This is a genomic window from uncultured Sneathiella sp. (assembly GCF_963976355.1).
Lineage (GTDB): Bacteria > Pseudomonadota > Alphaproteobacteria > Sneathiellales > Sneathiellaceae > Sneathiella.
Map to the genome: position 1 here is coordinate 299,291 of NZ_CAXBKA010000001.1, position 19,535 is coordinate 318,825.

General features: G+C 58.2%; 15 protein-coding genes. 13 read left to right on the forward strand and 2 right to left on the reverse strand.

Annotation, left to right across the window (positions count from 1 at the left end; all coding sequences use genetic code 11):
• Positions 1-36: 36 nt before the first annotated feature.
• Positions 37-1,644 (reverse strand): phosphoenolpyruvate carboxykinase, encoded by a 1,608-nt coding sequence (locus tag AAC599_RS01510; RefSeq protein WP_340148634.1) that lies wholly within the window; start codon positions 1,642-1,644, stop codon positions 37-39.
• Positions 1,645-1,827: 183 nt separating this feature from the next.
• Positions 1,828-2,547 carry a DUF2470 domain-containing protein gene (locus tag AAC599_RS01515; protein WP_340148635.1) on the reverse strand — a complete coding sequence of 240 codons (720 nt, stop codon included), beginning with the start codon at positions 2,545-2,547 and terminating at the stop codon, positions 1,828-1,830.
• Between the two features lie 204 nt (positions 2,548-2,751).
• On the opposite strand from AAC599_RS01515, the gene AAC599_RS01520 reads away from it, so the two are divergent.
• The 13 genes from AAC599_RS01520 to addA all read left to right on the forward strand — a co-directional run bounded on the left by AAC599_RS01520 (position 2,752) and on the right by addA (position 19,510).
• Positions 2,752-3,450 (forward strand): response regulator transcription factor, encoded by a 699-nt coding sequence (locus AAC599_RS01520; RefSeq protein ID WP_340148636.1) that lies wholly within the window; start codon positions 2,752-2,754, stop codon positions 3,448-3,450.
• Positions 3,451-3,471: 21 nt separating this feature from the next.
• Positions 3,472-5,139 carry a stimulus-sensing domain-containing protein gene (locus tag AAC599_RS01525; protein WP_340148637.1) on the forward strand — a complete coding sequence of 556 codons (1,668 nt, stop codon included), beginning with the start codon at positions 3,472-3,474 and terminating at the stop codon, positions 5,137-5,139.
• A gap of 25 nt (positions 5,140-5,164) precedes the next feature.
• Entirely contained in the window at positions 5,165-5,596 is a 432-nt protein-coding gene (locus tag AAC599_RS01530) for an HPr kinase/phosphatase C-terminal domain-containing protein (RefSeq protein ID WP_340148638.1), read from the forward strand.
• 1 nt (position 5,597) lies between these two features.
• A complete protein-coding gene (rapZ, locus tag AAC599_RS01535) occupies positions 5,598-6,491 on the forward strand; it encodes an RNase adapter RapZ (RefSeq protein ID WP_340148639.1) in 894 nt (297 codons plus the stop codon).
• Positions 6,492-6,528: 37 nt separating this feature from the next.
• Positions 6,529-6,933, forward strand: a complete 405-nt coding sequence (locus AAC599_RS01540) for a PTS sugar transporter subunit IIA (RefSeq protein ID WP_340148640.1) — start codon at positions 6,529-6,531, stop codon at positions 6,931-6,933.
• Positions 6,934-6,975: 42 nt separating this feature from the next.
• Positions 6,976-7,239 (forward strand): HPr family phosphocarrier protein, encoded by a 264-nt coding sequence (locus tag AAC599_RS01545; RefSeq protein ID WP_340148641.1) that lies wholly within the window; start codon positions 6,976-6,978, stop codon positions 7,237-7,239.
• A 154-nt stretch (positions 7,240-7,393) separates the two neighbouring features.
• Positions 7,394-8,689, forward strand: a complete 1,296-nt coding sequence (gene ahcY / locus AAC599_RS01550; RefSeq protein WP_340148642.1) for an adenosylhomocysteinase — start codon at positions 7,394-7,396, stop codon at positions 8,687-8,689.
• A 168-nt stretch (positions 8,690-8,857) separates the two neighbouring features.
• Positions 8,858-10,957: an ATP-binding protein gene (locus AAC599_RS01555; RefSeq protein ID WP_340148643.1), complete on the forward strand. Its 2,100-nt coding sequence runs from the start codon at positions 8,858-8,860 to the stop codon at positions 10,955-10,957.
• 8 nt (positions 10,958-10,965) lie between these two features.
• On the forward strand, positions 10,966-11,457 hold the full coding sequence (gene tsaE / locus AAC599_RS01560) for a tRNA (adenosine(37)-N6)-threonylcarbamoyltransferase complex ATPase subunit type 1 TsaE (protein WP_340148644.1): 492 nt from the start codon (positions 10,966-10,968) through the stop codon (positions 11,455-11,457).
• Entirely contained in the window at positions 11,450-12,412 is a 963-nt protein-coding gene (locus tag AAC599_RS01565) for a phosphotransferase (protein WP_340148645.1), read from the forward strand. Before tsaE ends, AAC599_RS01565 begins: the two co-directional genes overlap by 8 nt.
• On the forward strand, positions 12,409-13,137 hold the full coding sequence (locus tag AAC599_RS01570; protein ID WP_340148646.1) for a nucleotidyltransferase family protein: 729 nt from the start codon (positions 12,409-12,411) through the stop codon (positions 13,135-13,137). The genes AAC599_RS01565 and AAC599_RS01570 overlap by 4 nt, the downstream gene beginning before the upstream one ends.
• Positions 13,137-16,118: a double-strand break repair protein AddB gene (addB, locus tag AAC599_RS01575; RefSeq protein WP_340148647.1), complete on the forward strand. Its 2,982-nt coding sequence runs from the start codon at positions 13,137-13,139 to the stop codon at positions 16,116-16,118. Before AAC599_RS01570 ends, addB begins: the two co-directional genes overlap by 1 nt.
• Entirely contained in the window at positions 16,115-19,510 is a 3,396-nt protein-coding gene (addA, locus tag AAC599_RS01580) for a double-strand break repair helicase AddA (RefSeq protein ID WP_340148648.1), read from the forward strand. The genes addB and addA overlap by 4 nt, the downstream gene beginning before the upstream one ends.
• Positions 19,511-19,535: the final 25 nt, after the last annotated feature.

Consider the following 19,535-nt stretch of genomic DNA (forward strand, 5'->3'; position numbering starts at 1 on the left):
CGGGCTTTTAAAGCTCAGTTAAGCGAATAACGCTGCTTATGCAATCTTCGGGGCGGATTGCAGGACGTCATCCTCAACATAATCGGTGAACTGCTCGAAATTCTCGATAAAGCGGGCAACGAGATCTTTTGCTTTCCCATCATACGCTGCCTTGTCCGCCCATGTATTGCGTGGGTTCAGAATTTCCGGAGGAACGCCGGGGCAGGACGTGGGCATGGCCAGACCAAAGAACGGATCTTTCTCCGTCTCGGCATTGGCAAGGGTGCCGTCCAGGGCCGCATTGACCAGCGCCCGTGTGTGGCCGATGGGCATGCGATGGCCGGTGCCGTATTCGCCGCCGGTCCAGCCGGTGTTGACCAGCCAGCAGTTCACGCCATGCTTGGCAATTTTCTCGCCGAGAAGTTTTGCATAAACCGCCGGATGGCGCGGCATGAACGGTGCACCGAAGCAGGTGGAGAAAGTCGCCTGCGGCTCATTCCCGAGGCCCTTTTCCGTGCCTGCAAGTTTCGCGGTGTAACCGGAAAGGAAGTGGTACATGGCCTGTTCCGGCGTCATCTTGGAGATCGGAGGCAGAACGCCGAACGCATCGGCGGTCAGCATGACGACATTGGTCGGAAAGCCGGCAACGCCGGTCTCCGATGCATTCGGAATAAACTCGATCGGGTAGGAGGCGCGGGTGTTTTCCGTCAGGCTGTTGTCATCGAGGTCAAGCTCTCCGGTATCCGGATCCATGACGACATTTTCAAGGACCGTGCCGAAACGGCGGGTGGTCTCATAGATTTCCGGTTCCGCCTCTTTCGAGAGGTTGATGACCTTGGCGTAGCAGCCGCCTTCGAAGTTGAAGACGCCATCATCGGACCAGCCATGTTCGTCATCGCCAATCAGCATCTTGCTGGCATCGGCGGAAAGCGTGGTCTTGCCGGTTCCGGAAAGACCGAAAAAGACACTGGAATTGCCTTCGTCGCTGACATTGACGGAGCAATGCATCGGCAGGATGTTTTTCTCCGGCAGAAGGTAGTTGAGAATGGAGAAAACGGATTTCTTGATCTCGCCCGCATAGGACGTTCCGCCGATGATCACCAGCTTCTCGGCGAAGTTCGGCAGCACGAACACTTCAGAGCGTGTCCCGTCAACGGCGGGATCGGCCTCGAAAGAGGGGACCTGAAGGATTGTGAACTCGGGCTTGAAGTTTTCCAGCTCATCGAAGGTTGGCTGTATAAACATGTTGCGGGCAAACAGATTGTGCCAGGCGCATTCGGTGATGATACGGACGGGCAGGCGGTGTTTCGGGTCCGCGCCAGCGTAGCAGTCCTGTACGAAGACTTCGCGGCCATTGAGGTAATTGCACATTTTCTGGTGAAGGTTTGCGAATTTGTCGGCGCCGATCGGCTTGTTGACCTTGCCCCACCAGATATTCTTCTCGCTTCCTGGCTCCTGGACAATGAATTTGTCATTGGCGGAACGGCCGGTATGTTGGCCAGTCAGGGCGACAAGCGGACCTCCGGCGGCGAGAGACGCCTCTCCCCGTTTGAGGGCTTCCTGATAAAGGGCGGGTGTCGATAAATTCCAGTAGGCCTTGCCTACATTGCCTAGGCCATTCTTATCCAGCCCATAACTGCTCTTACGGGGTCCTAATTGCTCCACATTCTTTCTCCAGCGCTGTCTATCGGGTCCCGTTTCCGGGTTTTCGTTTCAGAATAAGTTGCTTGTCATACCGGTGCAACATAACTGTTGCCAAAAAAGTAACTCTTAATATTGCTCTCTTTGTGGCTGTTTCAAATTTCCTTTAATTTTGTTCCACTTAAGTCATAACCGCTAAATTTTTTGTTAATTTCTAACAATTTTCAGCATTTCAATAATCTTGGTTCGGATATCGTTGGCGCTTGAAACCGGCTCATCGAAGAGAATCCGCTGATAGGTCCAGCCGCTTCGGAAGTCAATTCCCTCCCGGTCGATGCCGGTTATCTCGAAGGCGTCGGCGCCGCTTCCCTCAGCCCCGCAAAGCTCCTGCACGGCATCCGGATGATCCGCATTCATATGATCCACGACATCTGTTTCGATATCGATGTCATCCAGAAATCCGGGGGCGAGCAGAAAATCATCCTTATCGAGCCAGTGAATGTCGCCGAACCCGGCAACCAGATGCCCGCGACGGACATCCATCCGGTAGAGATTGAAATCCTTGAACCCGACAAATCCGCGGGCGGAGGGAAATCGCCGCAAATACCGTTCCGTAAGCTTCGCATCCTCGATAATGCCGAGGGTTCCCTCGATCGAGACGCGCGATAGGGTGAGCGGATCACGTCCGTCCGGTTCTTCGGCGATTAACAGGGAGACATTGTTGTTCCTGGCGATATTGCGGCTGTGAACCGCCATATCCGACAGCAGCATCAAAGGCCGCCCGGCAGGATCGGTCGCCACCATGACCAGGGACACATAGGGTGTGGCGTCCTCCGCCATGCTGGTTGCAAGGGAGGCGGTCGTCGCGCCGCGCAGGAGATTGCGCACGGTGCGGGCCCGCGTTTGTATTTCAGTCGAATCCAGCATGGGAGTGTTTTGCGGATATTTTCCGGAAATGCAAAAGGAAAAATCAAAAACCGCCGGAAAAGTTACGAAATGTGGAATTTATGATGAGGAAACGCCACAAAATCCATCCCGGACACGTAATTGCCTTAATTTGGATAAATGTAGATGGAAATTCACAGCAACAGATCATACAATATAGGTACCGACATGAATCTGGGGACTGACATGGCGACGAAAGTAGCCTTGGTCGATGACGACCAAAATATTCTGACGACTGTATCTATCCTTCTCGAATCCGAGGGGTTCGAGGTGTATAAATATTCAGACGGAGAGGAAGCCTTGAAAGGGCTCGCCGAAAATCCGCCGGATCTGGCCGTGCTGGATATCAAGATGCCCCGCATGGACGGGATGGAGCTGTTGAATCGCCTGCGCCGGACAACCACCCTGCCGGTTATCTTCCTGACGTCCAAGGATGATGAGATCGACGAGTTTCTCGGCCTTAAAATGGGTGCCGACGACTATATCCGCAAACCGTTCTCGCAACGGCTTCTGGTTGAGCGTATCCGCACCGTCCTCCGCCGCCACGGCGCGGTGAAGGAAAGCGAGAAGGAGGGCGAGGAGGATATCCTCTCCCGCGGCAAGCTGCGGCTGGACAGTGTCCGCCATGCCTGCTTCTGGGATGACAAGGAAGTCACCCTGACCGTGACCGAGTTCATGCTGCTGCATGCCCTTGCGCTGCGCCCGGGCCATGTCAAAAGCCGGGATCAGTTGATGGATGCGGCCTATGATGACAATATCTATGTGGACGATCGCACGATTGACAGCCATATCAAGCGGCTGCGCAAGAAGATCAAGGCAACGGACCCCGACTTTTCCGCTATCGAGACTCTCTATGGTGTCGGATACAGGTTCAAGGAAAAGTAAAATCGGAGCGACTCACACTGTATGACTGCGGATTCCAAGCCCTATGTCGGAAAATCGGTTCCTGACAGAAAAGCGGAGAAGCGGGAGAAAAAGACAAGACGCGGTCCTTTTTCCTCCCTTGGGCGCCGGATCATGGCGATCAACCTTTTCTCCGTCATTTTTCTGGCAGGGGGAATCCTGTATCTGGACCAGTTTCGCGACGGTCTGATCGAGGCCCGGTTCCAGGCCTTGACGACCAACGGCCGGATGATTGCCGGCGCCCTGGGCGAAGCCGCGCTGCAGGAAGTCTCCCTTGATGGACAGGTTCAGTATCTGACGCTCGATTCCCTTCCCATCAAGCGGGTTCTGCGCCGTCTGTCGCTGATCACCAACACACCGACATTGTTGTTCGACCGGGAAGGGGTGCTGATTGCCGACAGCCGGCGATTGATTTCTGCGGGTCGCAACATCGTCTTTGAGGAATTGCCGCCACCCGAGGTCAAAAGCCCCGTCCGACTTTTCTTCGAGGAGCTCTATGACGGGTGGGAGAAACTTTTCCCTGCCAAATATGACTATCTTCTCTTCCCGACAAACCCGATTCCGACCGGCGCGGATTTTCAGGAGATTGGCACCGCGATCAATGGCGATAACGGCCGGATGACACGCCAGACACAAAGGGGTGAGCTGGTCCTTTCGGTTTCCGTTCCGGTGCAGGGGTTCAAGCATATTCTGGGCGGACTGCTGCTGACGGAGAGCGGCAGCGGCATCGATGATGCGGTACGCTCCGCACAGGTGACGACATTGATTGTCTTTGCCGTGACACTTGTTATCACCCTGTTGCTCTCCCTGTTTCTTGCGCGCACTATTGCGGCGCCCATCCATGTCCTCGCCGAGGCGGCGGACAAAGTCCGCCGGGGTATCGGGCGGCGCATGGTCATCCCCGATTTTTCGGAGAGAAAAGACGAGATCGGCGATCTATCTACCTCCTTCCGGGCGATGACAACGGCGCTTTATGACCGGCTCGATGCGATTGAGGCTTTTGCGGCGGATGTCGCCCATGAACTCAAGAATCCACTCACCTCCCTCGGCACCGCGGTGCAGGCGTTTGAGCGGGTCAAGGATGAGGAAACACGCGAGAAACTCCGCGTCGTGATCTACAGCGATGTGAAGCGGCTGGATCGCCTGATTACCGATATCTCGGCGGCAAGCCGCCTCGATGCGGAGCTTTCCCGTGCGGAAGGAGAGGCCGTCGACGTCGTCAAGCTGGTGGAAGGTGTTCTCGACGGTTACCGGACAACCCAGATGTTCAACACCATTACTTTCGAGTTCAAGAAGCCGGATGAAGAGGTGACGGTAAACGGTCTGCCTGGTCGTCTGGGACAGGTACTGCGCAACCTGATCGACAACGCGATATCCTTCTCACCCGAGAAAGGCCAGGTGGAAATCGGGATCGAAGTGCATGAGAAAACCATCGAACTCAGTGTCGCAGATAGCGGACCGGGTATTCCGGAGAGTAAACTTGATGCAATTTTCAATCGGTTTTACACGGAACGGCCGAAGGCAGAGGGCTTTGGGCGCCATTCCGGACTTGGGCTCAGTATTTCCCGCCTCATCGTCGAGGCGCATGGTGGAACAATCACGGCCCGAAACAGGTTTGGAGAGGATGGCGAGATCCTGGGCGCCCTTTTCCTAATAAGGTTGCCAAGATAGGAAACTCTGGCTTAGGGTCGCGAGCATGATCACTTGTCACGCCAGTTCAGTCGAGATCGAGGGCAGGGGTGTGCTGCTGCGCGGGCCGTCCGGCGCGGGCAAATCGGACCTGGCGCTCCGGCTTGTGGACGGCGGCGGAACGCTTATTTCAGATGATTACACAGAAATCACTGTCCGGGATGGGCGTGCCTTTTTGAGTCCACCGGCAAATATCGTGGGCCGGATTGAGGTGCGGGGTCTCGGGTTGATGCCGCTTCCCTCGGTTCACGACATTCCGCTTGCACTCGTCTTCGATCTGGTGCCCTATGACCAGATTGACCGCGCACCAACGGCAGAGGTAGTGACATTTGGCGATGTTGACATTCCCCGGCGATATCTGGACCCCTTCATGGCCTCTGCGGCGGCCTTCGTTCGTCTTACCCTCAAGCAGAACCCCCTGATGACCGGCTATGAATAACATGGATAACACCCGTCAATCGGCAAATCAGGTCGTCATCGTGTCCGGTATGTCCGGCGCGGGCAAAAGTACGGCGCTCCGCCAGTTTGAAGACATGGGGTGGGAAGTGGCGGACAATATCCCGCTTACCCTGCTTGTCCCGATGGTCCGGGATGTCGGCGCAGCCGGAAATGCCAACCTTGCCATCGGCATCGATCTCAGAACTCGCGGCTTTTCGCCTGAGCAGGTCCTCTCAACGATCGAGGAGCTTCGAGATGAAGGGCACGATCCCGTGCGCCTTCTTTTTATGGATTGTGACGAAGCCGTCCTGCAGCGGCGGTTTACAGAGACCCGCCGTCGCCATCCGCTGGCGAAGGATCGCCCGGTGGGAGATGGTATCCGGCAGGAAGCACAAAGGCTCGAAGGCCTCAAGACTGCGGCCGACCTGCGCATCGACAGCTCCAATCTGTCGCAACCGGAACTCAAGCGGATTCTGACCGGGCATTTCAGTCTGCAGCGATCCTCCCGTCTCGCGGTGACGGTGATGTCCTTTTCCTATGTTAATGGGATCCCGCGCGAATCCGATCTGATGTTCGATGTCCGGTTTTTGCAGAATCCGTTTTACGAGAGCAACCTTCGGCCCCTGACCGGTCAGGATGAGGCCGTCGCGGAATTCATCGCACGGGATCCGGCCTATGACGAGTTCATGGCGCAGATCGAAATGCTGCTCTTGCTGCTGCTGCCCCGGTATGTGGAGGAGGGGAAGTCCTATCTGACCATTGCCTTCGGCTGTACGGGCGGGCGGCATCGGTCGGTTTGCATTACGGAAAAAATCCATGACCTTGTGGTAAAATCCGGCTATTTTGCTAATTTGGTGCATCGCGATCTCGCCGATGCGAGAGGAACAGTAAAGTGAAACGAGACACGCCATTTCAACAACGGAAGAGGGCACGATGATCGGAATGGTACTGGTCACCCACGGGCGGCTGGCGGAAGAGTTCGTCAATGCGACGGAGCATGTTGTGGGGCCGCAGACACAGGTGCGCGCAATTTCGATCGGGCCCGACGATGATATGGAACAGCGCCGTCAGGATATTCTGAGCGCCGTTGCCGACGTTGAAAGCGGCGCCGGCGTGATCATCCTGACCGACATGTTCGGCGGGACACCGTCCAATCTCGCGATCTCGGTCATGGAAAAGGCGAATGTCGAGGTTATTGCCGGGATCAACCTGCCGATGCTGATCAAGCTGGCAAGCGTGCGCGGGGATGATGATATGGCGAATGCTGTCGCTGCCGCGCAGGAATCCGGCCGCAAATATATCAATGTTGCCTCCCATCTGCTCGCCGACAAATCCTGACATGATGTTGCATGCTGCCTCCTGTAGGAAAGGCCGATCACGGTGAAACGTGATCTGGTCATCGGGAATGCCCGTGGATTGCATGCGCGGGCCGCCGCCAAATTTGTCAAATGCGCCGAAAAATTTGATGCCGATATCCGCGTCACCAAAGGGGAGAGCGAGGTGTCGGGCTCCTCGATCATGGGGTTGATGATGCTTGCCGCCGCTACCGGATCGACCATTTCCGTCACTGTCTCCGGGCCGGAGGCGGAAGAGGCCCTCGATGCCATCACCGAACTGGTGACCGACAAGTTCGGGGAAGAGTGAAATCGGACAAACATCTGTCGTTATAACGATATAAATATTTCTTTATATGACTATTGATTATGCGGAGCGGGGTTGCTATACAGGCGACAAAGAGGGCGTCGGCCTGTGCGCTGGTGCCTCCCCATGACGAGTTTTTGACGCGAAAGAGCATAACATGACAAAATTTGAAGACTTCAAGGTCGCCGATATGTCGCTGGCCGACTGGGGCCGCAAGGAAATTGCCATTGCGGAAACCGAAATGCCGGGCCTGATGGCGCTGCGCGAAGAGTTTGGCAACAAAAAGCCGCTGAAGGGTGCGCGCATCGCGGGCTGCCTTCACATGACCATCCAGACGGCGGTTCTGATCGAGACGCTGACGGCGCTGGGCGCGGAAGTGCGCTGGTCCTCCTGCAACATCTTCTCGACGCAGGATCAGGCGGCGGCGGCCATGGCTGCGGCGGGCATTCCGGTGTTCGCCTGGAAAGGGGAAACGGAAGAAGAGGCCCTCTGGTGCATTATCCAGACAATCGAAGGGCCGGACGGCTGGCGGCCGAACCTCATCCTCGATGATGGCGGGGATCTGACCCAGGTCATGCATGATGACTACCCGGAATTGATGAAGGGTGTCCTTGGCCTGTCCGAAGAGACGACGACCGGTGTTCATCGCCTCTATGAAATGGCGAAGGCGGGCACGCTGAAAGTCCCGGCGATCAACGTCAATGACTCGGTCACCAAATCAAAATTCGACAACCTCTACGGCTGTCGCGAAAGCCTTGTTGATGGCATCAAGCGCGCAACGGACGTGATGATTGCAGGCAAGGTTGCCGTTGTCTGCGGCTATGGCGATGTCGGCAAGGGTTCCTCTGCCTCGCTTCGCAGTCAGGGCGCCCGTGTCATGGTCACGGAAATCGATCCGATCTGCGCGCTACAGGCGGCGATGGAAGGATATGAAGTCGTCACCCTTGATGAGGCGGCGAAATATGGTGATATTTTCGTCACCACGACCGGCAATATCGACGTCATCACCCTGGATCACATGCGGGATATGAAAGACCGTGCCATTGTCTGCAACATTGGTCATTTCGACAGCGAAATCCAGATCAATGCGCTTCGGAACTATACCTGGCACAATGTCAAACCGCAGGTCGATGAGGTCGAGTTTCCGGATGGCAAGCGCCTGATCGTTCTTGCCGAAGGGCGTCTGGTCAATCTCGGCTGTGCGACCGGCCACCCCAGCTTCGTGATGAGCGCCTCCTTCACCAACCAGGTGCTGGCGCAGATCGAATTGTGGGAACGCCATGATACCTACAAGAACGAGGTATATGTCCTGCCCAAGCATCTGGACGAAAAGGTTGCAAGGCTGCATCTTGGCAAACTTGGCGTGACCTTGACGGAGCTGAGCGCGGAACAGGCAAAATATATCAGCGTCCCGCAGGCAGGTCCGTTTAAGCCGGATCACTATCGTTATTAAAGCCTTGATGGGATTAAATTCCATGAATTAAGAGAAATGGCTGGCGGGGCTATCCCTCCGGCCATTTTTTTTCTATTCTCTGGGCGTTGGCGCTGAACAGACCGGGTGACACCATAATGTTGGCACCAGCATGGTAGGTTAGACAGTAAAGGCCGTAAACTGGCAGGGATGATAGAAGACTTCACCTCGACACAGCTGATGCTTGTCTGGATATTGGTTCTCGCGGTCGTCGGCATGGCGATGGCGTTTCTCGTCATGCGCAAGAAAGCGCTGGCGCTGCTGGTGCAGGGGGACCGGGACAATGACAAGCTGGCGTCACTGGAAGAGACGATCGATAATTTGAAATCGGAGCAGGATCGCCAGAAAGCGGAAGCGATCTCGCTGAAGTCTTCCCTCGCGACGGCACGCGGAGAGCGGGATGATTTCATCGAACTGCTGAACGCCGCACCAATCGCCATCTGGCGGCGGGATCAGAATTCAAAGATCATCTGGCAGAACCGGAAATATGCGGACATCGTTGGCCTCAAGGAAGAAGAGACGACGGTGCCGGAACTGGCGCCGAGCCGGGACCCGGATCAGGCGCGGAAACTGGCGACCAAGGCCCGGGTAACCGGGGTGACGCAAAGCGAGGTCCGCCGCTATATTGTCGATGGAGACCGGCTCAGCTTCAAGATCGTCGAAACGCCGCTTGAATTTGATAACCAGCTCGCCGGTTTTGCCCTTGATACGACGAGTGAGGCCGAGCTTTCCGAGGAACTCAAGCGGCATATCGACGGGCATGCGGATGTGCTGGAAAATATTACCAGCGCGATTGCCATTTACGGGCCGGACCAGCGTCTGGAATTCTTCAACCAGACCTATGCCAAGCTGTGGCGGATCAGCGATGACTTCCTGTATGGCAAGCCGACCATCAGCGAAGTGCTGGACAAGCAGCGGGAGCTCCGGCGGCTGCCCGAGCAGGCGGATTTCTCTTCCTACAAGGAAAAGCGCCGGGCGCTCTTTACCAATGTGATCGAGATGCGCGAGGAGCTGGTCCAGCTTCCCGACGAGACGGTCCTGCGGACGATTATCACGCCGCATCCGTTCGGCGGACTGCTTTTCCTGTTCGAGGATGTGACGGACAAGGTGGGGCTGGAACGGGCGCGCAATACCCAGATTGCCGTGCAGCGCGCGACCCTCGACAACCTGTATGAAGGTGTCGCGGTATTTGGCGCCGACGCAAGATTGAAGCTCTATAACGCGGCATATTGCGCGATTTGGGGCCTTGAAGAAGGGTTTTTGCAGGAAGATTTCCATATATCGCAAATCATCGATCATTATCTGGAAAAGACGGGCGCGACCTGGAGCGATGCCTACCGGGAGAAATATATCGCCAATGTTACGCGCCGTGACGCCGCCAGTGGCCGTATCGACCATGCGGGCGGGAATATTATCGACTTCAACCGGGTCCCGCTTCCCGACGGCAATGTGCTCTTTACCTATGTCGATGTGACCCATGAGTTGCGGGCACAGAGGGCCTTGCGCGAACGCAATGAAGCGCTGGAAGCCGCCGATAAGATGAAAACCGAATTCGTGGCAAGCGTCAGCCATGAACTCAGGACGCCGCTCAACACCATCATCGGATTTGCGGAAATTCTGGTGAAGGAGTTTTTCGGGCCGCTCAATGACAAACAGGTCGAATATGGTCAGGGCATCCTCGACAGTTCCGACCATCTCCTGCTGCTGATAAACGATATTCTGGATATGGCGAATATCCAGGCGGGCAGGATGGAGCTTGAAAAGGCGCCTGTGGACATTGCCTCAACGCTTCAGAATGTGGTCACCATGGTTCAGGAGCGGGCGAAAAAGCGGCACCTTGAAATCAAAACGGACATTGACGACGACCTCGGCCTTATCGAAGTGGATGAGCGCCGTATCAAGCAGGTCGTCTTCAATCTTTTCAGCAACGCCATCAAGTTCACACCGGCCAAAGGGCATATAACCCTCTCCGCCCATAAGAACTCTGACGGCTTCGAGATCACCATCAAGGACACGGGAAAGGGCATCGCCGAGGACCAGATCGAGCAGATTTTTGAGCGATTCTCCAAGGGCGATACGACCAAGCAGAACGCCGGTGCCGGTCTCGGGCTGTCACTGGTCCGCAGCTTCATCGAACTGCACGGCGGCCGGGTGGAACTGACATCGCAGGAAAATGTCGGCACGACAGTCTGCTGCTATCTGCCTCCCTCCCTCGCGGTGGAGCCGCTGCCGATGACGGAAGGATCCTGAGCGGCGTTATGGCGCATTCCCTGATTTTACAAAGCGAGGTGAGATCGCTTGCCGAGACCGCAGCCCTGGCGGAGCGGGTGTCGGAGATTCTCAAGCCGGGGGATATCATTGCCTTGGGAGGAACCCTCGGTGCTGGCAAAACCGCCTTCGTCCGCGCCCTTGTCCGGGCGCTGGCCAGGGAAGAAATCGACGTGCCGAGCCCGACCTACAACCTCCTCCTCACCTATGATTTCGATGACTTCTGTCTTTATCATTATGATCTTTATCGTCTGGAAGCACCGGAAGAGGCGTTCGAGCTTGATATCGACGAGGCATTTGACAGCGGGGTTTCTGTTATTGAATGGCCGGACCGCCTGGGCCGTTACCTGCCGGAGAGCAATTTGCGGATAGAAATCACGGCGGAGGATGCCGGGAACAGTGAGGCGCGTCTGTTCAGCTTTTATGGTGATGACCAGTGGCGACGGCGGTTGGGGGACATCGCGGAGCGTCAGAATGCGTGAAGACCTGCTGATGTCCTTTCTGGCGGAAAACAATCTTGAGGGCGCATCGCGTGAGCCGCTTGCCGGGGATGCCTCCTCCCGCCGGTATGAGAGGGTTACCTCAGGCGAGGAGAGCCTGATCCTTATGGATGCGCCGCCCCCTCAGGACGTCCGCGGATTTGTGACCATAGCCCGGGCATTGCGGGGGCTTGGATACTCTGCGCCGGAGATAATGGCCGATCAGTCGGAACAGGGATTTTTGTTGCTTGAAGATCTGGGTGACGATGTTTTTGCTCGGATTTTTGCAGCCGGGGAACCGGAAGAGCCGCTCTATGAGCTTGCTGTGGATTTTCTTGTTGATCTTGCGAAGTCGCCGGTCCCACCGTTCCTTCCAGTATTTTCCGATGACTATGTCCGCGACCAGAACAAGATGTTTCTGGATTATTACATACCGGAGAAAACCGGCAAATCGCTGGAAGCGGAACCGCGCGCTTTTTATCTGGAAATCTGGGAGAATTTGCTGCCCCGGATGCGCGTCGGTCCCGATGTCATGCTGCTGCGCGATTTTCACTCCGAAAACCTGATTTATCTTCAAAATCGCGACGGGCTGAAGGCGCTGGGCCTGCTCGATTTTCAGGATGCGCTTTCAGGCCCCGCCGCCTATGACCTTGTCTCACTTCTGCAGGACGCGCGCCGCGATGTGGCGGAACCGCTGGCGGAGGAAATGATGTATCATTATCTCGATGCAACAGGCGTAGAGGAAACGGCGTTTCGCGAATCATACGCCATACTCGGGGCCCACCGGGCCCTCCGGATCATGGGGATCTTCATCCGCCTTGCAAAAGTTGAGGGAAAGAGAAAGTATCTTGATATGATCCCGCGCATGCAGAGACATCTTGTCGGCAACCTCGCCCATCCCGGGCTTGCGGCATTGCGCAATTGGCTGGACCTGACGATAGGCGAGGGGCGGTCATGACGGGTCTACCGGATATTTCCGATATGCGGGCGATGATCCTGGCGGCGGGGCTTGGCAGCCGCCTGCGCCCGATAACGGATAAAACGCCCAAACCCCTGGTCAAGGTCGCCGGTCGCGCGCTGATCGATTATTGCTTTGAGTTGCTCGGCGTTGCCGGTATCCACTATGTCGTCGTCAACAAGCATCATCTGGCGCAGCAGATTTCGGCGTATGTCGAGGCTGTTCCGGGGTTCGACATCGCACTTTCCGATGAGACGGAGGCCTTGCTGGAAACCGGGGGCGGGGTCAGGAAGGCATTGCCGCTTCTAGGTCAGGCGCCTTTTTTCGTGCTCAACTCCGACGTTATTGTCCGTGACAGCGGCCCGAGCTCCCTTCGCAAGATGTATGCCCGGTGGCAGCCCGAAGAGATGGATATTCTGCTGCTGCTGCATCCGGTTGAAACGGCTGTCGGATATGCGGGGCAGGGCGATTTTCATTTGGAGGAGGGCGGCAGGTTGATCCGGCGCACAAAGGGAAGCGCCGCGCCTTATCTCTTCACCGGTGTGCAGCTCATCAATCCGCGGCTCTTCGACGGGATGCTGGAAGGCGCGTTTTCCCTGAATCTCCTGTATGACAAGGCCGCCTCTACAGGACGCCTGTACGGCGTCACCCATGAGGGGCAATGGTTGCATGTCGGCACGCCGGACGCGCTGGCGGAGGCAAGCCGGATAATCGAAGGGGCGTGATGGCCGGGGCTGTTGCAAAAAGGACTGTCCTCAATATCCCGGCGGAATTCGGCTTCGTCGATGTGGTCGCGAAGGAACTGTTGAGGCGCCATGGCGCCAGCACCCGAAGCCTGAGCGAAATTACGGTGCTTACCACGACCCGCCGGGCGGCGCGGGCTTTGCAAAAGGCGTTTTTGCGGGAAACGGCCGGTCGCCCCATGATGCTGCCGCGCATGCGCCCGATCGGGGATGTCGAAGAAGATGAACTCCTGCTGGAGAGTGATCTTGCCATTGGCGGTGCCGGCGAAAAGCTGCTGGCGCTTCCTCCCGCCATCGATCCGCTCAGGCGCCAGCTCCTGCTGAGCCGCCTGATACAGGCGCGAAACGACAGCTCGGGCGGCCTTGCCGAGGCGGCGGGCCTTGCATCGGCGCTTGCCCGCTTTCTTGATCAGGTGCAGACGGAAGGGCTGGATCTCAAGGATCTTAAAAATCTCGTCCCGTCGGAATATGCCGAACATTGGCAGATCACGCTGGAATTCCTCGAAATCCTGAGTTTGAACTGGCCCGCAATCCTGACCGCGGAAGGCGCTGTCGATCCGGCGCTTCGCCGTGATTTGCTGATGCGGGCGCAGGTCGAGCATTGGCAGCAGAACCCGCCGGAGGCGCCGGTTTATGCGATCGGGTCAACCGGCTCGATCCCGGCCACGGCGCTCCTGCTGAAAACAGTGGCGGAAATGCCGAACGGCACGGTGATCCTGCCCGGGCTGGACCGCCAGCTTGATGAGAAAAGCTGGAACGCTGCCCGGAATGACGCCACCCATGCCCAGCATGGCCTCGCGCTTCTTCTCGACAAGCTTGAACTCTCGCGCGACGATGTGATTAATCTCAGCGATGAGAGTGCCCGGACATCCTCCGCGGCGCGGATGGCCCTGCTGGCGGAAGTGCTCCGGCCGGCAGAGACGAGCGATCAGTGGCAACTGGCGGAAGCGCCGGACAGGGAGGCACTTTCCGGTCTCCGGCGGCTCGATTGTCTGGATGCGCAGAGTGAGGCGCAGTCGATCGCGCTGTTGCTGCGCGAGGCGCTGGAAACCGAGGGCAAGACGGCTGTGCTGATTACACCGGACCGGGATCTTTCACGGCGGGTGGGCGCGGAGCTGCGCCGCTGGGATATCGAGGTGGATGACAGCGCCGGTATCAGCCTCGATCAGTCTCCGCCGGGTGTTTTCCTGCGGCTTCTGGCACGGATGGTCGAAAGTGAGGCGGAGCCGGTTTCCCTCCTTGCGGCATTGAAACATCCCTTGGCTACCGGCGGCGCCCTCCCCCAGACGTTCCGCCGTCATGTGCGGGCGCTGGAACTGGCGATATTACGCGGTCCCCGCCCGGCATCAGGGTTCGCCGGGATTGCGCGGGCGCTGCAAGACAGTGAAGCCGGGGAAGAGCTCAGGAACTGGTTTTTGGAACTCGCGGAAACAGCCGCCTCCCTCGAACAGCTGGCAGCCCGGCGCACGGTCGACTTTTCCGATTTCCTGACCCGGTTCATCGCCTTTGCGGAAATCTTGTCCCGTCCCGAGGGGGAAGAGGGGTCGGCTCTCTGGCAGGGCAATTTCGGGGAAGCGGCCGCCGGATTTATCTCGGAGTTGTTGCGGGCCGCTGATGTGATTGATGAGTTCGATCCCGCGTCCTGGCCGGAGCTTCTCGATAACCTGATGCGCGGGCGGATGGTGCGCCCGCAATACGGGCTGCACCCGCGCCTGCAAATATGGGGCCCGATTGAAGGACGGCTTGGCCGCGCCGATCTGGTTATTCTTGGTGGCCTGAATGAGGGAAGCTGGCCACCGGATGCCGGGAGCGATCCATGGATGAGCCGTCCGATGCGGGAAAAATTCGGATTGCCGCTGCCGGAGCAGAAAATCGGCCTTTCCGCCCATGACTTTCAGCAGGCGTTCGGCGCGGCGGAAGTCGTGATGACGCGAGCGGGAAAAATTGACGGAACCCCGACGGTTCCCTCGCGCTGGCTTCTTCGTCTCGAAACCCTGCTCGAAAAGTTCGGCATGTCGCTCGATACGGCGGGGGCGGAGAAAATCCTGAGCTGGCAGCGGCAGTTTGACCAGCCGGTGACCTACGAACCCGTTCTTGCGCCGCGCCCGACCCCGCCCGTCGCGGCCCGACCGCGCCGCCTGTCGGTTACCCGCATCGAGCAATGGATCAAGGACCCCTATTCCATCTTCGCCGCCCAGATACTGAAGCTGCGCCCGCTCGATGAGATTGCGATGGATCCTTCCGCCGCCGATAAAGGCACCTTTATTCACGCGGCTCTTGAAAAATTCATAGAGGAATTTCCGGACCGTCTGCCGGAGAACGGGCGCGAGGCACTGCTGGAGTACGGGCAGGAAGCTTTCGGTGATGTGCTCTCCTATCCGTCCGTCTGGGCCTTCTGGTGGCCTCGGTTTGAACGGATCGCGGACTGGTTTATTGCCTTCGAAACAGCGCGGCGTAAAAATTTCAAAACGCTAAGGACCGAGGCACAGGGGGAAATCAGAATTCCCTCCCCGGCGGCCGATTTTACCTTGAGCGGTACCGCGGACCGGATCGATCAGGCGACTGACGGCAGCCTGTCCATTCTCGATTATAAAACCGGCATGCTGCCCTCGCCGACGGAGGTGGAGACCGGCGTCTCCCCGCAGCTGGCGCTGGAAGCGGCCATGCTGGCGCGGCGGGGATTTCCCGGGATCACGGTCGCCCCGGTCAGCGAGCTTGCCTATATCAAACTGAGCGGTGCCGATCCGGCGGGAGAATTCCGTCAAGCGGGCGGCAGCAAGGGGTCCCCCGCAGAGACGCTGGCGGATGAGGCCTATGACGGGCTGGTGCGGCTGATTGCGCAGTTCGATCGGCAGGCAACGCCTTACCTCAGTTGTCCGCGCCCGGATCTGCCTTATCGCTTTAATGACTATGAGCATTTGGCGCGCGTCAAGGAATGGTCAAGCGGGGAGGATCCGGAATGAGCCTCGACGTACTGCTTGAAAACGGCATCGCCCGGCAGAAGGCGGCGGCGGATCCCGAAAAATCCGTCTGGGTGTCAGCCTCCGCCGGATCGGGAAAGACGCGGGTGCTGGTGGAACGTAGCCTGCGCCTGATGCTTGCCGGGACGCGACCAGAAAAAATTCTCTGTATCACCTTCACCAAGGCGGCGGCGGCGGAAATGGCCAACCGCCTCAACGGGATGCTGGGGGGCTGGTCGATCATGACGGACGCGGAGCTCACGGCCAGCCTCAGGGAGCTGATCGGCCGGACGGCGACGGAGGCCGAAATGATGCGGGCGCGGCGGCTGTTTGCGAGTGTCCTCGATGCGCCGGGCGGGCTTAAAATACAGACCATTCACTCTTTCTGCGAATCCGTTCTTGGGCGGTTCCCGCTGGAAGCCCGGCTTTCCCCAAACTTTGAAGTCATGGATGAGCGGAGCGCGGGCGAGATCATGCAGATCGCCCGCGATGATACCCTGCTTGACTGCCGCAAGCCCGAGAATGTGTCCCTCGGGGCGGCGCTGCAATTGATCAGCGAAAAGGTTGATGAGGAGAGCTTTACGGAACTCCTCGCGACCATTGCCCGGAACCGCAGCCGGCTTATGGCGCTGCGGCGGGAGATGGGCGGAACAAATGCCGCGATCTCCGCCCTCGCCAAGAAAATCGGGATTGATGCGGAGGCGACAGAAGCCCATCTGATCGCCCGCGCTTCCCGTGAGACGACCTTTGACGGCATTGCCTTGCGCCGGGCGGTGGACCATCTTCTGCCGGGCGGCAAGAGTGACGTTAAGATGGCGGAGAAAATGGCGCCATGGCTCCTAAAACCGGATCGGCGGGAAGACTTCTTCTGGGATTATGTCTCCGCCTTTTTCACGCAAGCCGGCACGGTCAAGGCGAAGCTTGCAACCAATGCCGTTGTTGATTCCATGCCGGAAATTCTGGATGTGCTCTCCGCCGAGGCGGAGCGGTTGGCGCGGGTTCAGGAGAATATCAAAAAGGCCCGTGTCCTGGCCTCGACATCGGCGCTGATCCGCCTTGGCGCGGCATTGATAGACCGGTATGAAGCGGAGAAAGCGCTGCGCGGGCGGCTCGATTATGACGATCTGATCTTGAAAACCCGCGATTTGCTGACCGGGGCCGGTATTGCGCCCTGGGTGATGTTCAAGCTAGATGGCGGGATCGAGCATATCCTTGTTGACGAGGCACAGGATACGAGCGCCGAACAGTGGCAGGTGATCGCGGCGCTGGCCGAGGAATTCTTTACCGGATATGGCGCGGTGGAAGCCGACCGCACCCTGTTTGTTGTCGGCGACGAGAAGCAGTCGATTTATTCCTTTCAGGGCGCCGATCCGGCCACTTTCGATGTCATGCGGCGGGAGTTCGAGGCGCGCGCCAGCGATGCGGAGAAGGATTGGCGGAATGTCCCGCTCGACCTTTCCTTCCGCTCAACGGATGCCGTTCTTGATCTTGTCGACCGGGTGTTTGCGGATGAGACGGCGCGGCGCGGCCTTACGGCGGCAGGGGATGAGATCAAGCATCTTGTCCGCCGGACCGGCGAGGCCGGGCTGGTCGAAATCTGGCCAACGGTGAAACCGCCGGATATCGAGGCGGCGGACCCCTGGGAAATGCCCATGGCGCAAAATCTCGACAGCAAGCCCGCGGCGCAGCTCGCGAAAAATATCGCGCTGCAGATTCGCCGCTGGCTGGAGAATGGCGAGGTGTTAAGCGCGACCGGGCGGCCGATTGCCCCGCGGGACATCATGATCCTGGTGCAAAGCCGGAACAGCTTTTTCAGCAATATCGTGCGCGCGCTCAAGCTTGCCGATATTCCGGTCGCGGGCACGGACCGGATGGTGCTGACGAAACAACTTGCGGTGATGGACCTGCTGGCGCTGGCGCGGTTTGTCCTGCTGCCAGAAGACGACCTCACCCTTGCCGTCATTCTCAAAAGCCCCTTTGTCGGCTGTGATGACAATCAGCTGTTCGAACTGGCCTATGACCGCAAGGACAGCCTCTGGCGCGCGCTGCGCGAGAACAGGACGGGGTTGCCCGTCTTCGACAAGGCACGGGCGTTTCTCGGCGAACTGCTTGCCCGGGCCGATTTCGTCCCGGTCTATGAGTTTTTTGCCGATATTCTGGGCCGCCTGGGCGGGCGGGAAAAATTGCTCGCGCGGCTTGGCGAGGAAGCGGCGGATCCGATCGAAGAGTTTCTGTCGCTCGCGCTCGGGTACCAGCGGACCGAGGCAAGCTCGCTTCAGTCTTTCCTGCACTGGATCGAAGCCGGGGCGGCCGAGGTCAAGCGCGATATGGAGCAGGGACGCAACGAGGTGCGGGTGCTGACCGTACATGGATCGAAAGGGCTTCAGGCCCCGATCGTTTTCCTTCCCGATACATGCCAGACGTCGAGATCGTCGAAAAATTCGACGGTTTTCTGGACGGAGGGGGACATCCCGTTCCCGCTCTGGCCGGTGAAGACGGGCAATGACGATCCGCTCACCGCCGAGGCGCGCCAGCTGGCGAAAGACCGGCAGCTGGAGGAGAAAAAGCGCCTGCTCTATGTGGCGCTCACCCGGGCGGAGGACCGGCTTTATATCTGCGGTTGGGAAGGCAAGAACAGACGCGGCGAAAACTGCTGGTACGAATTGATCGATCCGGCCTTTGGCGAGGGCGTCGAAGAGGTTGAGCTTCCCTGGGGCGAGGTGGCGCGGCGCTGGTCCAGCGGGGAGGTGGTTGAGAAGCAGCTAAAAGAGGATGCTGCCCCGCAAGCGCAGGCGCTGCTGCCCGGCTGGATCAGGCAGTCGGCACCGGAAGAGCCTGTCCCGCCCCGTCCGCTGGTGCCATCCCGCGATCCCGACGAGACGACGGTGTCCTCACCTCTCGGCGGGGACGATGGAAAACGCTTCCATCGCGGGCTGCTGATTCACCGGCTGCTGGAAACACTGCCGTCCATAAGCCCTGAGAATCGCGAACGCGCCGCGGCGAGCTGGCTGGCCCGACCTGTCCACGGACTTGACGAGGCCGGACAGGCGGAAATCCTGAAGGAGACCATGGCCGTTATCAATGACCCGGAGTTTTCGGCGATTTTCGGCCCTGACAGTATGGCCGAGGTGCCGATCAGCGGTGTTATTGAGGGGCGCGTGCTATCGGGCCAGATCGACCGATTGCTCGTCGGGGAGGACGAAATCCTGATTATTGACTACAAGACAAACCGCCCGTCTCCGAGAGAAATCGAGAAAGTTCCCGCCATATATATAAGGCAAATGTCGCTTTATCGGCGCTCAATGGCCGAAATGTACCCTGAAAAAGCGGTGAAATGTGCGCTTTTATGGACAGAAGGCCCGCATCTGATGAGTCTGCCGCTGGAGATTCTGTGAGCTTGTTCACTTGACGATACAAGTT